This is a genomic window from Arthrobacter sp. alpha11c (assembly GCF_054149985.1).
On sequence record NZ_CP196747.1, the window covers coordinates 304,800 to 319,318 of the forward strand.

Annotated in this window: 15 protein-coding genes; 8 read left to right on the forward strand and 7 right to left on the reverse strand. The window is 62.4% G+C overall.

Features of this window, described 5'->3' with window-relative positions; genetic code table 11:
- Positions 1 to 33: 33 nt before the first annotated feature.
- Positions 34 to 1,419: an amino acid permease gene (locus ACTAQJ_RS01390; protein ID WP_431115591.1), complete on the reverse strand. Its 1,386-nt coding sequence runs from the start codon at positions 1,417 to 1,419 to the stop codon at positions 34 to 36.
- A gap of 176 nt (positions 1,420 to 1,595) precedes the next feature.
- Here ACTAQJ_RS01390 and ACTAQJ_RS01395 point away from each other — a divergent pair, with 176 nt between their 5' ends.
- From ACTAQJ_RS01395 to ACTAQJ_RS01420, 6 genes are all read left to right on the forward strand, one after another.
- Positions 1,596 to 2,069, forward strand: coding sequence for an Lrp/AsnC family transcriptional regulator (locus tag ACTAQJ_RS01395; protein WP_216923913.1), 474 nt, complete (start codon positions 1,596 to 1,598; stop codon positions 2,067 to 2,069).
- A gap of 111 nt (positions 2,070 to 2,180) precedes the next feature.
- Entirely contained in the window at positions 2,181 to 2,900 is a 720-nt protein-coding gene (locus ACTAQJ_RS01400; RefSeq protein WP_431115590.1) for an NUDIX hydrolase, read from the forward strand.
- Positions 2,897 to 4,204: a quinolinate synthase NadA gene (gene nadA / locus ACTAQJ_RS01405; protein ID WP_498700207.1), complete on the forward strand. Its 1,308-nt coding sequence runs from the start codon at positions 2,897 to 2,899 to the stop codon at positions 4,202 to 4,204. Before ACTAQJ_RS01400 ends, nadA begins: the two co-directional genes overlap by 4 nt.
- A 46-nt stretch (positions 4,205 to 4,250) precedes the next feature.
- Positions 4,251 to 5,990, forward strand: coding sequence for an L-aspartate oxidase (gene nadB, locus ACTAQJ_RS01410; RefSeq protein WP_498700209.1), 1,740 nt, complete (start codon positions 4,251 to 4,253; stop codon positions 5,988 to 5,990).
- Complete coding sequence (gene nadC / locus ACTAQJ_RS01415) at positions 5,983 to 6,891, forward strand: carboxylating nicotinate-nucleotide diphosphorylase (RefSeq protein WP_498700211.1); 909 nt, start codon at positions 5,983 to 5,985, stop codon at positions 6,889 to 6,891. The genes nadB and nadC overlap by 8 nt, the downstream gene beginning before the upstream one ends.
- 5 nt (positions 6,892 to 6,896) lie before the next feature.
- A complete protein-coding gene (locus ACTAQJ_RS01420; protein WP_498700214.1) occupies positions 6,897 to 8,063 on the forward strand; it encodes a cysteine desulfurase family protein in 1,167 nt (388 codons plus the stop codon).
- A gap of 18 nt (positions 8,064 to 8,081) precedes the next feature.
- Here ACTAQJ_RS01420 and ACTAQJ_RS01425 read toward each other — a convergent pair whose 3' ends face one another.
- The 4 genes from ACTAQJ_RS01425 to ACTAQJ_RS01440 form a co-directional block, all read right to left on the reverse strand.
- Positions 8,082 to 8,567, reverse strand: a complete 486-nt coding sequence (locus ACTAQJ_RS01425; RefSeq protein ID WP_498700216.1) for a GtrA family protein — start codon at positions 8,565 to 8,567, stop codon at positions 8,082 to 8,084.
- A gap of 17 nt (positions 8,568 to 8,584) precedes the next feature.
- Positions 8,585 to 9,433 carry a fumarylacetoacetate hydrolase family protein gene (locus ACTAQJ_RS01430; RefSeq protein ID WP_498700218.1) on the reverse strand — a complete coding sequence of 283 codons (849 nt, stop codon included), beginning with the start codon at positions 9,431 to 9,433 and terminating at the stop codon, positions 8,585 to 8,587.
- An 89-nt stretch (positions 9,434 to 9,522) separates the two neighbouring features.
- A complete protein-coding gene (locus tag ACTAQJ_RS01435; protein ID WP_498700220.1) occupies positions 9,523 to 10,155 on the reverse strand; it encodes a DM13 domain-containing protein in 633 nt (210 codons plus the stop codon).
- Positions 10,156 to 10,282: 127 nt separating this feature from the next.
- Entirely contained in the window at positions 10,283 to 10,957 is a 675-nt protein-coding gene (locus ACTAQJ_RS01440) for a DUF1684 domain-containing protein (protein ID WP_477515122.1), read from the reverse strand.
- 63 nt (positions 10,958 to 11,020) lie between these two features.
- On the opposite strand from ACTAQJ_RS01440, the gene ACTAQJ_RS01445 reads away from it, so the two are divergent.
- Together ACTAQJ_RS01445 and ACTAQJ_RS01450 are read left to right on the forward strand one after the other, a co-directional pair.
- The gene (locus ACTAQJ_RS01445) at positions 11,021 to 11,887 is read left to right on the forward strand and encodes a hypothetical protein (protein ID WP_498700223.1); all 867 of its coding nucleotides are present in this window, start codon (positions 11,021 to 11,023) and stop codon (positions 11,885 to 11,887) included.
- A 70-nt stretch (positions 11,888 to 11,957) separates the two neighbouring features.
- Entirely contained in the window at positions 11,958 to 12,764 is an 807-nt protein-coding gene (locus tag ACTAQJ_RS01450) for a transglutaminase-like domain-containing protein (RefSeq protein WP_498700225.1), read from the forward strand.
- 35 nt (positions 12,765 to 12,799) lie between these two features.
- Here the strand turns inward: ACTAQJ_RS01450 and ACTAQJ_RS01455 are convergent, their stop codons facing one another.
- A complete protein-coding gene (locus tag ACTAQJ_RS01455) occupies positions 12,800 to 13,276 on the reverse strand; it encodes a MarR family winged helix-turn-helix transcriptional regulator (RefSeq protein WP_477515125.1) in 477 nt (158 codons plus the stop codon).
- Positions 13,276 to 14,400: an LLM class flavin-dependent oxidoreductase gene (locus tag ACTAQJ_RS01460; RefSeq protein ID WP_498700227.1), complete on the reverse strand. Its 1,125-nt coding sequence runs from the start codon at positions 14,398 to 14,400 to the stop codon at positions 13,276 to 13,278. Before ACTAQJ_RS01460 ends, ACTAQJ_RS01455 begins: the two co-directional genes overlap by 1 nt.
- Between the last annotated feature and the right edge of the window lie 119 nt (positions 14,401 to 14,519).

Consider the following 14,519-nt stretch of genomic DNA (forward strand, 5'->3'; position numbering starts at 1 on the left):
GCGCAGGACCTCTTGGTTTCAATGAACAGGCGGCTACTTCGTATGCAGTGGCTGCTTGCCGGCCTTCGTCTTGGCGTTGAGGAAGCACCCTGCGGCGATAACCAGGATCAGGATGAAGGTGCCGATCAGCTGGCCGGCGCTCTCAGGGTTGGCAAAGCCCACCACGAGGATGATTCCCAACAGGACGATCCCCACGACCGTGAGGACCGGGAAGCCCTTCATGCGCAGCGGCAGCTCGGTTCCCTCGCGGTCCGCCCTGCGGCGCAGGATGAACTGCGAGACCAAAGCAGTGCCCCACACCACCAGGCACGTGGAGCCCACGAGGTTCAGGAGCGCCGGCAGTACGTGCTCGGGGAAGAGCAGCTCCAGGACGGTCGCGATGAAGCCGAAAGCAACGGAAATCCCGACGGCGGCCACCGGCACCTTGGAGGCGCTCAGCTTGGACAGGAAGCCAGGAGCCTCGCCCCGCTCTGACAGGGAGAAGATCATCCTTGAGGCGCCATACAGGTTGGCATTCAGGGCGGAAAGCAGTGCAACTACGGCCACCAGGGTGATGGCAGCGCCGGCACCAGGGATACCCGCAAGGTCCAGCACGCCCGCGAAGGGGGACTTCAGTCCTTCCGAGCCAACGGGAAGAGCCGCTGCGATGACGAAAACAGAGCCGATGTAGAAGACCAGGATGCGCCAAACTACAGTCCGGATAGCCTTGCCGACGCTGTGCGCGGGGTTCTCTGTTTCGGCAGCGGCGACGCTGACGATTTCCGTTCCGCCGAAAGCGAAGATCACCACGAACAGAGCAGCCGCGATGCCGCCGATTCCGTTGGGGGCGAAGTCCCCGAAGGCTGACAGGCCCGGCGAGGCAACGTTGGGCAACCAGCCGAACAACAAGGCGGCGCCGATGAGGAGGAAGATGACGATTGCCGCGACTTTCAGAATCGCGAACCAGAATTCGAACTCTCCAAAATTGCGGACGCCCACGAGGTTGATGCCCGTGAACGCCACCATGAACACCAAGGCGAGCACCCACACTGGAATGACCGGCCACACGGTGAAGAGCAGGCCTGCCGCGCCAAGTGCTTCGGCTGCGATGACCACCACCAGCTGAAGCCACCAGAGCCAGCCAATGGTGCCGCCAGCGGTCTTGCCCATGGCTTTTTCGGCGTAGACGGAGAATGCTCCGCTGTTGGGATTTGCGGCAGCCATCTCGCCCAGGGCCCACATGACCAGGATGATCAGGGTTCCCGCCACGAGGTAGGAGATCAGGACCGCCGGGCCGGCGGCCTGGATGCCCGCGCCGGAGCCGAGGAAGAGGCCTGCTCCGATGGCGCTCCCGAGCCCCATCATGGTGAGTTGGCGTGGCTTAAGTGAATGGCCAAGGCCGGATGTTTGGGCAGGAGCCGCGATGGACTTCGTTGTCATACGTGTCTACCTTCTATGGATTTCATACTCGGTGTAGCGAGCTTGCCTCTTGGGCTGAGCAAGCTGGGCGTCGACGACGCAGCAAGAGCCGTGGAATAATTCTCGCAGTTTGTAAGATACATCACTTTTTGCTGTGGCGATGTGATGGGTAAGAATCCCCGGGGACAGGAACTTTGATGCTGGTCGATGCGCTTGATGCAAAAATTGTACGTTTTTTCACTGATTCGCCGAGGTCCTCCGTGTTGGAGGCATCCCGGGTGCTGAGGGTTGCCAGGGCTACGGTGCAGTCCCGGATCGACCGGATGATCGAAAACGGGGTGATTGGCTCCTGGGTTCCCCAGCCGGATCCGGCCAACTTCGGCTTCCCTGTGGTGGCGTTCTGTTCGGTCACCATTACCCAGGAGATCGGTCACGACGCCATTATTCAGAGCCTTAGCGCCATCCCGGAGATCATTGAAGTGCACACCGTGACGGGAAATTCCGATTTGATGGTTCGCATCGCAGCGCGCTCAAATCCTGATATGCAGCGGGTGCTGGACGCGATGATCGCCACCAAATCCGTGGTCCGTTGCTCGTCCGTCATCGTGCTGAACAGCCACATCCAGGGCCGCACCCTGCCGCTGATGGAAGCTGCCGCCAAGTCAGTGTGACGCAGGGCATTTTGCCAAGAGGCTGCGGAGTCGTACCATTAGTTCTAGTCAAGATGACTTTAACTAAGATTCCAGTGTGTGGAGGAAGTCTCCAGACGGCGACGAAGCGAGGTGAACGCCGTGAATCCGATCTCGGCGAACGTTGCTGAACGCCGCTTGGCGCCGCCGTCGTTGGCAATCTCAACGGTGATTTTCGCCCTCCGTCCCAGCGAAACATCGGGCCGCCCCACGCTCTGGCTGCCACTGGTTCGAAGGATCCGGGAACCCTACAAGGATTTGTGGGCCCTTCCCGGCGGGCCTTTGGCCCATGATGAATCCCTCCAGGACGCCGCATCGCGCAATCTTCGCGAAACCACAGGGCTGGCACCGCAGTACCTGGAGCAGCTCTACGCCTTCGGCGGTCTGCATCGCTCGCCCAGCCAGCGCGTCGTGTCGATCGTCTACTGGGCACTCGTCCAGCCAACCGAAGCCGCCCTCGCGGACGAATCGGAAAATGTGCGGTGGTTCCGGGCGGACAGGCTCGGCGAACTCGCCTTCGACCACAACGCGATTGTGGATTACGCACTCTGGCGTCTGCGCAACAAGATGGCCTACGGTTCCATCGCCTACCACCTGCTGGGAGAGTTCTTCACCCTCGCGCAGGTCCGTGAAGTCTACGAAGCAGTGCTGGACCGCCAACTGGATCCGGCAAACTTCCGCCGCCATATCAAAGCCACACCGGACATTGAAGAAACCGGTGAATACCTGCAGGGCGGAAAACACCGTCCGCCACGCCTCTACCGCTTCACCGGCACGCCCGGTCTCGGGCCAGATAACAGGAGTACACCATGAGCAGCGTCAACACTGCCGTCCAGCTGATCACGCGGGAGGAAGCCGAGAAGGGCCTTTCCCGCGCAGGATCCACCTGCAGCCCGGCCCTGGCCAAAGGGCCCTGGGAGTACGACCTTGCCGAGGCTCTTGCCGGTGCCCCCGCTTACGGACCGGGAGCCTCCAGCAGCGACGTCGCTCCCAAGGAGACGCCGCGGCAGGGACAGCTCCCGGAAGAGTACAAGCGGGCGACGGATGCTGAACTGGATGCCCGTATCCGGGCTGCCAAAGAGACGCTCGGGGACCGCGCCGTGATCCTGGGCCACTTCTACCAGCGTGACGAAGTTATCCAGTACGCCGACTTCGTGGGTGACTCCTTCCAGCTCGCAAATGCTGCACTGACCAAGCCCGATGCTGAAGCCATCATCTTCTGCGGCGTCCACTTCATGGCTGAAACTGCGGACATCCTTTCCACGCCCGAACAGGCAGTAATCCTGCCCAACCTGGCGGCTGGCTGCTCCATGGCAGACATGGCTGATGAGGACTCCGTGGAGGAATGCTGGGAACAGCTCGAAGAAATCTTCGGCACGGACACCGACGCCCAGGGCCGCGTTCCGGTCATCCCCGTCACCTACATGAACTCCTCTGCTGCGCTGAAGGCCTTCTGTGGCCGCAACGGCGGAATTGTCTGCACCTCCTCCAACGCCAAAGTGGTCCTGGAATGGGCTTTCGAGCGTGGGCAGCGCGTCTTGTTCTTCCCCGACCAACACCTGGGCCGCAACACTGCCAAGGCCCTGGGCGTCCCCCTGGAGCAGATGCCTATGTGGAACCCCCGCAAGGAACTGGGCGGGAACGACGAACAAACGCTGCTGGACTCCCGGGTGATCCTCTGGCACGGCTTCTGCTCGGTGCACAAGCGCTTCAACGTGGGCCAGATTGAAAAAGCCCGGCTCGACCACCCCGGCGTCAACGTGATCGTGCACCCCGAGTGCCCCATGGAAGTTGTGGATGCTTCCGATTCTGCAGGGTCCACCGACTTCATCAAGAAGGCCATCGCGGCGGCCACCGAACCCACCACCTTCGCCATTGGTACCGAAATCAACATGGTGAACCGGCTGGCTGCAGAAAACCCACAGCACACGATCTTCTGTCTGGACCCGGTGATCTGCCCCTGCTCCACCATGTACCGCATCCACCCGGGTTACCTCGCCTGGGTGCTTGAGGAACTCGTCGAAGGACGCATCGTCAACCGCATCACCGTGGATGACGCCGTACAGGACAACGCCAAAATTGCGCTGGAGCGCATGCTGGCGGCCAAGCCTGCCTAACCTGCTACCAACACCGGTCTTCCGGACGATCCGAATCGAGCCTCACATGACCTCAGGAAGCCTCGCTGGAGGGCACCAGCCCAAGCGGCTGATCGTCGTCGGAAGCGGCATTGCGGGGCTGTACTCAGCGCTGCTGGCCGCCGAAGCCGGAGCCGAAGTGGTGCTGCTCACCAAGGGCGCGCTCGCGGACAGCAATACGTACTTGGCACAGGGCGGCATCTCGGCTGTTCTGGAGGAGCCGGCTCCGGGGGATACCGTTGCTGCCCACATCGCCGACACGCTCAATGCCGGCGCGGGCCACTGCGACGAGGAAGCCGTGCGGGTGTTGTGCACCGAGGCCCGGATGGACATTGCCGGACTTGGACGCTTCGGCGTCCGTTTCGACCTTGACGACGACGGCGATCCCTCCCTGGGACTCGAAGCCGCCCACTCTGCCCCGCGTATCCTCCACGCCGGGGGCGACGCCACAGGTGCCCGCGTTGCAGCCGCCCTGATCAAGACCGTGCTGAACTTCCACGCGACCGGACGAATCCAGGTAATCGGGCATGCGCAGGTGACTTCACTGTCCTACGACGGGGAGCGCGTCACCGGTGTCGAGTACATCCACGATGGCCGGGAACTGACCCTTCAGGCTGACGCAGTGCTCCTCGCAACAGGTGGAGCCGGTCAACTGTTCGCACAAACAACCAACCCATCCGTAGCCACAGCCGACGGGCTCGCCCTGGCGTGGCGGGCCGGCGCCGAGGTGGCCGACCTCGAATTCTTCCAGTTCCATCCCACGTGCATGGTCCGTACAGGGGATGCCCTTGAAGCCGAAGGCAACACTGACCCCCTGCTCATTTCCGAGGCAGTACGCGGCGAAGGCGCCATTCTCGTGGACGCCACCGGACGCCGGTTCATGGCCGATTACCACCCGGACGGCGAGCTCGCCCCCAGGGACGTCGTCTCCCGGAGCATAGCCCTGCACCTTGCAGCACTCGGTGACCCCAACGGTCACGTCTTCCTCGATGCAACCGTCATCGAGGAACAGCGTGGGAAGGGCTTCCTCGAGAAGCGCTTCCCCACCATCAGCGAACGCACCCGCCAAGCCGGCTTGGACTGGAGCCGCGAGCCTGTACCCGTCGCTCCAGCGGCGCATTACTGGATGGGTGGGGTGGTGACCGATCTTTACGGCCGGACCTCTGTTCCTGGACTGTTGGCGGCCGGTGAAGTTGCCTGTACCGGGGTTCAAGGGGCAAATCGGTTGGCGAGCAACTCCTTGCTCGAAGGGCTCGTGTTTGGGCGGCGGGCTGTTTCTGCCTTCCTTAGCGGTGAACACGGTGGGTCGCCTAACGGAGTCCCTCTGCGTGCTAACTCGGCCGCGGGCGGCCTCGCTTTTACGCACGCTGCCGGGACCCCGCCAGACGACGATCGCAGCGGCCTTTTCAACGAAACCGCCCCAGCGACAGCACTTCCAGGCGGGTTTTCCCGGCAGGCACTTCGTCGCTTGATGACCGCGAAGGCTGGCGTGTTGCGTACCGGTGAGTTGTTGGCAGGGGCCGCAGAAGCTCTTGGTTCTTGGGAGGGAGAAGTTGTTCCCTTGGAGGTGCCTGACTCATTGGATCCTCGGGAGCACGAGGATTCCAACTTGCTGTTGGCTGCGCAGTTGCTCGTTCATGCGGCGCGGGAGCGGCGGGAGTCGCTTGGGGCCCACTACCGCAGTGACGGCGTGAGCGAACCAGCCACCGTCGACGATTTTGACAAGCGTTACACCATGAGCCGGAAAGCGAGCCTCGTCAATGACTGACCTGACCTCCACAACCAACCTGACCCTTCCCACAGCGCCCGTCCGGGACATCCTGGAAAGGGCCTTCGCGGAGGATGCGCCCAGCGGCGACATCACCTCACAGCTGCTCATCCCCGCCGGCGCGCGTGCCACTGCTGTCCTGAACGCCCGCGTCCCGGGCGTGTTCAGCGGTGGAACGGTGTTCCGCGACGCCATGAAGCTCGTCGACCCGGACACGGACGTCCAGCTGCTGCTGGCGGACGGTGAAGCGTTCGACGCCGGCACTCACCTCGCCCGGGTCACCGGCAGTGCGCGCTCGGTACTGTTGGCAGAACGTGTCGGACTGAACCTGGTGCAGCGGATGAGTGCCATAGCCACCAAGACTGCGGAATTCGTCCGGCTCGTTGAGGGAACTCGCGCGCGGATCACGGACACCCGCAAAACAACGCCCGGCTTGCGTGTCCTGGAGCGCTATGCCGTGCGCTGCGGCGGGGGAGCGAACCACCGTTACAGCCTCTCGGATGCTGTCCTGGCTAAGGACAACCATTTGGCTGTCATGACCGGCGGAGACCCCGCAAAACTGACTGAACTGCTCGTGGCCGCCAAAGCCCAGCTGGGACACACCACACACTTTGAAGTTGAGGTTGACCGCGCAGATCAGATCGAACCCGTGCTGGCCGCGGGAGTGGACACCATTATGCTGGACAACTTTTCCATCGATGAACTCCGGGCAGGCGTCAAGCAGGTAGATGGACGGGCCAACGTGGAAGCCAGCGGCAACGTCAACCTCAACACCGTGGCAGAGATCGCGGCAACCGGCGTGGACGTCATCTCGATCGGCGGGCTGACGCACAGTGTCTCGGCACTGGACCTCGGACTGGATATTGAGCTGCGAACCGATGCAGGGCTGAAAGCAGTCTGACTTCCATGATCTTCCTGGACGCTGCAGCCACCACGCCGGTCCGGCGCGAGGTACTCGAAGCCATGTGGCCCTACCTCAGCGGCGAGTTTGGCAACCCATCCAGCCACCACAGCCTGGGTGAAGCGGCGGCCACGGCGCTCGCAGGGGCGAGATCCGCCGTCGCGAAGGTGCTTAATTGCCGCGCGGGCGAGGTGACCTTTACCTCGGGTGGCACCGAGGCTGACAACCTGGCCGTCAAGGGAATCGCACTGGCCCGGCAGGCAGCCGATCCCTCGCTGAAGCGGGTAGTGATTAGCGCCATCGAGCATCCCGCGGTGGAAGAATCAGCCCGCTACCTAGAACGCGTGCATGGCTTCACGGTGGACGTTGTGCCGGTGGACGGGGACGGACTGGTCACGGTGGAGGCGCTCCGCGCCGTCCTTCGGCCGGACACAGCCATGGTGAGCATCATGTATGCGAACAACGAGATTGGTACGGTCCAGCCCGTTGCGGACCTTGCAGCCGTAGCTCACGGGTTTGGCATCCCCTTCCACACTGACGCTGTCCAAGCCGCCGGCTGGCTGAGCTTGGACGTCAAGGCACTGGGCGTGGATGCGCTGAGCATTTCCGGCCACAAGCTGGGCGCGCCCAAGGGATCCGGAGTCCTGTTCACGAAGGGCCGGATGCGCGTGGAGCCGTTGGTTCATGGGGGAGGCCAGGAGCGGGGAAAGAGATCCGGAACAGAGAATGTAGCCGGGGCCGTGGCGTTGTCCACCGCCCTGACTTTGAGCCTGGACGAGCAGCCGGAGCTGGCCTCGCGGGTTTCTGAGCAGCGGGAGCGGTTCGTCTCGCACATCCTCCAAACCGTCCAGGGTGCCGTGCTGACAGGGCATCGAAGCCAGAGGCTGCCATCGATCGCATCGTTCTGCTTCCCTGGAACCAGCGGCGAATCAGTCCTGCTTGAGCTGGAACGCCTCGGCGTGGTCTGCTCCAGCGGCTCCGCCTGTGCTGCCGGATCTGATGCGCCGTCACCGGTGCTGGTGGCGTTGGGCATTGCCCCGGAGGTAGCCCAGACAGCCGTCCGCTTCAGCTTCACCTCAACTGTTACCGAAGCCGAACTCGAGCAAGCTGCCGGAGCCGTGGAAACCGCCGTCGGGCGTGTCCGGAACCTGGCGTCTCCCCAAGCCAACTAGTCACACCCCGCCGCGTAGTCACACGTGGCGGGCGCGGCGGAAAATCCAGTGCCTCAACAGGGTGAACCGGACTCCTGTGGCGACGAAGCCGGAGAGAGTCGTGGTCCAGAGTTCTTCACTGACAGTGGCCTCGGGGTGGATGAGATGCAGGATGCCCAGACTCCCTCCAGTGATGACCAGGGCAATGCCTATGACAATCAGCCCATGCATGTGGTCCTGGCCGCGTTTCCTGCTGCCGCTGATCTTGAATGTCAGCCTGCGGTTCAGGGCTGTATTCATGAGCGAGGTGACGATCAATGCCAGGGCGTTGGCAAGCTGCGGGTCGATCCAGGGACGCAGCAACGCGTAGAGTGCAAGCGAACTCGCCGTGCAGAGAATTCCGACGCCGGTGAAGCGAAGCAGTTGCCGCACCACGGGGTATTTGAGGAGGCCGGGAGGCCGCTTCCTGGGAGGCTTTTGCAAGGGAGGCGGGCGCAGTTCGGTGGCGTCTGCGGCTGTCTCCATGAGTTAAGCCTGACACACTATGCGGGCACGTCCTCCCAGGAAGCGGTGGTGACGGGGTTGGAGAGCTCTCCAATTCCTTCCACCCGGCACACCACGGTGTCACCTGGCTGAATGCGCGCGCACTCGGCGGGGAAGCCAGTCAGGACCAGGTCGCCGGGCTGGAGGGTCATGAACGAGGACAGGTAGACCATGATCTCGTCCACTTTCCAACCGAGGTCCGCGGTGCTGGCGGTTTTGAGCTTGGTGCCGTTGTGGACGATCCCGATGGAAAGATCTGCGGCGTCCAAGTCCGTGACGATCCACGGACCTGCAGGCGTAAAGGTGTCCTGGCTTTTCGCGCTGATCCAGAGTTCGTCGGTCTTTTGGAGGTCGCGTGCAGAGACATCGTTCCCGATGGTGTAGCCCAGGATTGCCGAACCCGCCGTTTCCAGCGTCAGGCCTCGCGCTGTACGTCCGACGACGACCGTCAGCTCGGCTTCAGGGTCAACATGACCAACGTTCGCACTCAGCTGGATCGCTTCGCCGGGGCCGATGACGCTGGACGCGGCTTTGTGAAATGCCTGTGGTTGAAGGTCCCTGCCAGCTTGCCCGGTGTTGTGGGCCATACCAAAGACGTTGGCCGGCACTGAAGGCGCGAGGAAAGTGAAAGAACCCTCCCTCACCCCAGTCCCTGGTTCCCAACCGTGGCGCGAGGGGCCACTCGCGTTTGCCCTTGACGCCCCGAAGGGCGAATCGATAACCATCCAGTGCGTCCCCGCCTCGGATTCGAAGTCCCGGGCGTCGTTGGCAACGAAGAATTGCTCGTTGGGATCCTGTGAATCCAAGGGGCGGACGCGGGCGATGCGACGGGGAAGGCGGGAAGTCATGATGACATCCTACGTCCTGCGACGTGTTGTGGGGCCCGCTTTACGCCCTAAGACCCCAGGTAAGGGCGCAGACGTGGCCCAGCAACGAGTCAGGCAAGCTGCGCCGATCCGAAGGCGACGCTGAAACGGTCACACCAGAGCACCACCGATGACAGGCCGGAGAGGTCCACGCCAGAGGGGATGACATAGTTCTGGTTGCCGTGCGTGGCCTTGATGGCACCGAGGTCCACATACCGGCCCGAGCGGTACTTGTACCAATCGCCTCCTGCTTCAAGGCTGCTGAGCCAGACCTTGACGTCCGGGCCATCGCTGCTGGCCAGGTTTTCCAACCTCAGCACACGGGAGCCATCGGGCAGTTCCAGGAGCTGTGCGGTACCAGAAGTCTGATGCTCCTGGGATTTGAAATTGCCGAAGCCCAGCACCACAGGATCGGTCGTGACTGCTGGCGTTGAGGCAGACGTGTTGGGGGCAGGCGAGCCGTTGCCCTGTGACTCGGAAGTCGGTGCATCGGAAGCCGGTGCATCGGAAGCCGGCGCATTGGAAGGTGACGCCAATGTTGATGCGGGAGGAGCCGCCGGCAGGGCCTCGTTCACGCTGCTGCTCGTAAACAGCCGCCAGGGCTGGAACAGTGCGGCCCCAACGATGACCAGGACCACGATCGCCACGCCCACCATGCTGGCAAGGATCCTGTGGGCACGGATCATCCGCCGGATTCTGTTCATGCTCCAAGGCTAGGCTTTTACGGTCTGGCCCAGGGTGCTCCAGAACTTACGGTTCCGTGACACTGCGCCCGGCCCTCTCAAGCAACACGCAGTGTCGGCCGCTCAAGGCGGCTGGCTTCAGGGGGCGTTAGCCTTCTCCCAAATACAGCTCACCCACTGGTACCTCGGCTGCGAGCCGGTTGGCCGGTCCGGCAAGGGGGCATGCCCAGGCTTCGTTGTAGGCGCAAGACGGGTTGTAGGCGAAGTTGAAGTCCACAATGAACTCCTGCCGTTCATCGATGCGGCGAACACCGTGGTAGGCGCCCTTCACTGTGTCCAAAAGGTATCTTCCGGCGCCGTAGCTTCCACCCTCTTTGCCTGCGGTAGCGTCGCGAAAAGGCACGAAGATGCCGCCGCCGTAGCTTCGGAGCCGCCAAACGGCCAGGGATCCGAGTCCGGGCAACTCAAAGGTTCCGATCCTCACAAACGGAACTACGCCGTCGGTCCCTGTTTCAACATTCATTTCCTGTCCCGTACCCTCCGGTGACAGCGGAACGTACATCCGGAATGCGGGATCGTAGTCGGCCGTGCGCAAACCGGAGAAGGATGCTTTCATCTCTGCTGTCAGGGCGGATGCGGGATGGGTAGCAAACATCCGGTCCCGCTCCTGGCGCCAATAGTTGTGTGCATCGAACGGATCCGTAGCTGCCAGTTGCCGCACATGGTCATAGAGGGCGAAGGTCCGCAGCCGCCAATCCGCAACGTCAACGGCGGACATGGTGGGCATGTTGTCCTCGAATGCGTCATGCTGATCGGGAGCCATGCCTTCAGCCTAGTACGCCGTCAAATCCCGTGTCGGGTCCTTCCCCGCCGATAAGCTGTGCGCATGAACGGCACTATCCACCCGACCGGCATGACGTCGAAGCTTCGGCTCGGCGCATTGGTACTGGGCGCCGTCCTGCTTACGGCTACCGCGGCCTGTTCCACTGAAAACAAGGGGCCACAGGTTTCCCAGACTTCCGACTCCCATCCCAATAGTTCAGAGTCAGGGCTCCCGTCCCAAGGCGCCGGGTCGAAAAGTACGACGCCGTCAGGAGGCGCCGTCTCCAGCCCACCGTCCGCGACACCCGGCTCAAGCGCTGCATCCAGCTCTGACCCGAGCCCGGCAGCCACGGCGTTGACCTGGAAGACCTACACGGATCCCGCTAAAAAGGTCAGCTTCGAACTCCCTGAGGATTGGATTGCCCAGTCTGTCACGGCCGAAGCTGGTTCACTGCCAGGCGCCCTGAAGGTCGAAGTCAAAGATGGCGGGGGCCGATACATCGCAACCCTGCAGACAGGGCTGCGTCCTGCAGGGCCGATCGCTTGCCCCGCCGGCCAAAGCCATCCCTACGTTGTTATCAGCAGTGTGCCACTTCATGTTCCGCACTCCGATGGTCCGGACACCATCGATCCCCGCGTCGTTTTCCGCGTGATCCAAGGGTACAAATTCTTCGGTTCCTTCGGCATCACCAACATGGTGGCTGGCGCCGATGGCCAGGCCTGCGAACTGAGGAACCGCGTTCAGGGACCTTCCGGCAAGGGCGACTACTCTTTCGGGGATGTCACAGCGGTCCATGCCTTCGCCGCCGATGAAAAAGTAGCCCCGGCAAAGACTTTTGACACGTTGGACCTGGCCGCGAAGTACGTCGCCCATGATTCTGAATTCGCCAACGTCCAACGGATGCTACTGTCTCTGAAGGTCAATCTGTAGTCCTGCGGTTGGCTGATCCACACAACGGCGGCATCGGGGGCTGTCCCGCCGCAACCCACCCCGGAGATCAATGGAACGCAACGTTGCTGCCAAGCTCGTTTTCAAGACTGTAGCCAACACGAAAGTGGCCATGGCCATCGCCGTGGCCAACAATCCGGGGTACGAGTCAGTGACGGAAACACTCTCCATCACTCTTGATGGGAACGAGATTCCCTTCGCTGAACTCTGCGACGATCACGGGGGCCGCTTCCAATACATGGAATTCGCGGAGCCCAGCGAAGTGACGGTTGACTACCAAGCAACCGTCCATGGCTTCGCAGGGCGCGACACACCCTCTCCCATGGAACTCATCCGGTACGTCCGGCCGAGCCGCTACGCCGAATCTGATCGGTTGCTGCCCACCTCTTACGCCGAGTTCGGCAGCCTCAGCGGGGCCGAACTGCTCCACGCTGTCCGCGATTGGGTCAATGGAGAGCTGCGCTACGTCAGTGGATCCTCGCGAGGAACCGACGGGGCGGTGGAGACGCTTCTCCACCGCCGGGGTGTATGCCGTGACTTCGCCCATTTGGCCATTGCCCTGTTGAGGTCCAAGGATGTCCCCGCCCGCCTCGCGGCTGTGTATGCACCCGGTCTGAGCCCCATGGACTTCCACGCTGTGGCGGAGGCCTACATCGACGACGAATGGCACATCATCGACCCCACAGGGCTGGCGCCCCGCGAGTCCATGCTTCGCATTACGGCAGGACGGGATTCTTCAGATACAGCCTTCTTGTCCACAGTGGGTGGAAGCTTGTCGCTGAAGACCCTCAAGGTCAGTGCATCAGTCAACGGTGAGCTCCCAAGGGAGGATCCACGGCAGCTCGTCCGCCTGCGCTGAGATGACCTGCGCTGAGATGACGGAGACCGGCACCCCTACCCGTGCATTGGCTGGTGTCCTGCCACCGAGGCCCGCAGCTTCTCCGTCAGCCGCAACAGCTCCCGCTGCTCCTGGACAGTTAGCGCCGGCCCGACCAATTGGGCAATATCGCGCACGTGTTCCCGACCAATTGTTTTCTGCAACTCGCTGCCTGATTCGGTGAGGGACAGCAGCACTCCACGGCCGTCGTCGGGCGCTGTTGTCCGCTCCACCAAACCGCGCTTCTCCAGACGGTCCACCAAACGGCTCAGGCTGGACTGGCTCAGCAGCACTTTGTCATTGATCTCGTTCAACCGCAGCTGACCGGAAGGGCATCGCGAGAGCGTGAACAGGACGTCATACTCCTTGACGGGCAGGGACTTGAACGCCGGACCTGATTGAAGTTTCCGCATCACCGCCACCTGGGAGCGGAACAGCGACTCCCAGGTCTCGGCGGCGAGGCGAACGGCGGAGGACGCCGAAGGGCTGGACATCAGGCCTCCTGACCCGGGGCTCCAGCTGGAGCGGACTCGTTGACGCTGGCCTCCATGGCCGCAGCAACGCGGGAAGCGTGCGTCGGCGCGTCCGGCACGTTGGCCGGCTTCAACGCAGCATATTCCTTACGGAGCACGGGAAGGACTTCCTCGCCGAAGAGGTCAAGCTGCTCCAGGACGGTCTTCAGGGGCAAACCTGCGTGATCGATCAGGAACAACTGCCGCTGGTAGTCGCCAAAGAACTCACGGAAGGTGAGCGTCTTCTCGATGACTTCCTGCGGGCTGCCCACGGTCAGGGGTGTCTGTGAGGTGAAGTCCTCCAAGGAAGGACCGTGACCGTACACCGGTGCGTTGTCAAAGTATGGGCGGAACTCCTTGACGGCGTCCTGGGAGTTCTTCCTCATGAAGAACTGGCCACCCAGGCCCACGATTGCCTGGTCTGCCGTGCCGTGGCCATAGTGCTCGTAGCGCTCACGGTAAAGGCCGATCAACTGCTGGTAGTGCTCCTTGGGCCAGAAGATGTTGTTGGCGAAGAAGCCGTCACCGTAGTAGGCAGCTACTTCGGCGATCTGCGGCGTGCGGATGGAGCCGTGCCAGACGAAGGGGGCAACGCCGTCGAGGGGGCGCGGTGTAGATGTGAAGTTCTGCAGGGGTGTGCGGAACTTGCCCGACCAATTGACCGTATCTTCATCCCACAGCTTGCGGAGCAGGCTGTAGTTTTCGATCGCCAGCTCGATCCCGTCCTGGATGTTCTTTCCGAACCAGGGGTATACAGGCGCTGTGTTGCCGCGCCCAAGCACCAAGTCAACCCTGCCATCGGAGAGATGCTGCAGCATCGCAAAGTCCTCGGCGATCTTGACCGGGTCATTGGTGGTGATCAGGGTTGTGGCCGTGGACAGCGTGATGCGATCGGTCTGGGCTGCGATGTAGGCCAGTGTGGTGGTGGGGGAGGATGAGAAGAAGGGGCGGTTGTGGTGCTCGCCAATGGCGTAGACATCCATGCCGATTTCTTCGACCTTTTTGGCAATGGCAACGGAGGCCTTGATGCGTTCGTTCTCCGTGGGCGTGCGGCCCGTGGTGGGGTCAGTGGTGATGTCACTGACGCTGAATACGCCGATCTGCATGATGTGCCTTTCTCCCTGCCCGTGGTCCCGGGCTCTGTAAACAGTGTATCCCAAACTAGATGCATTTGCATGTATCAATGCCTGTAACAGGGCAGGGCCGGGAATTGTTCCCGGCCCTG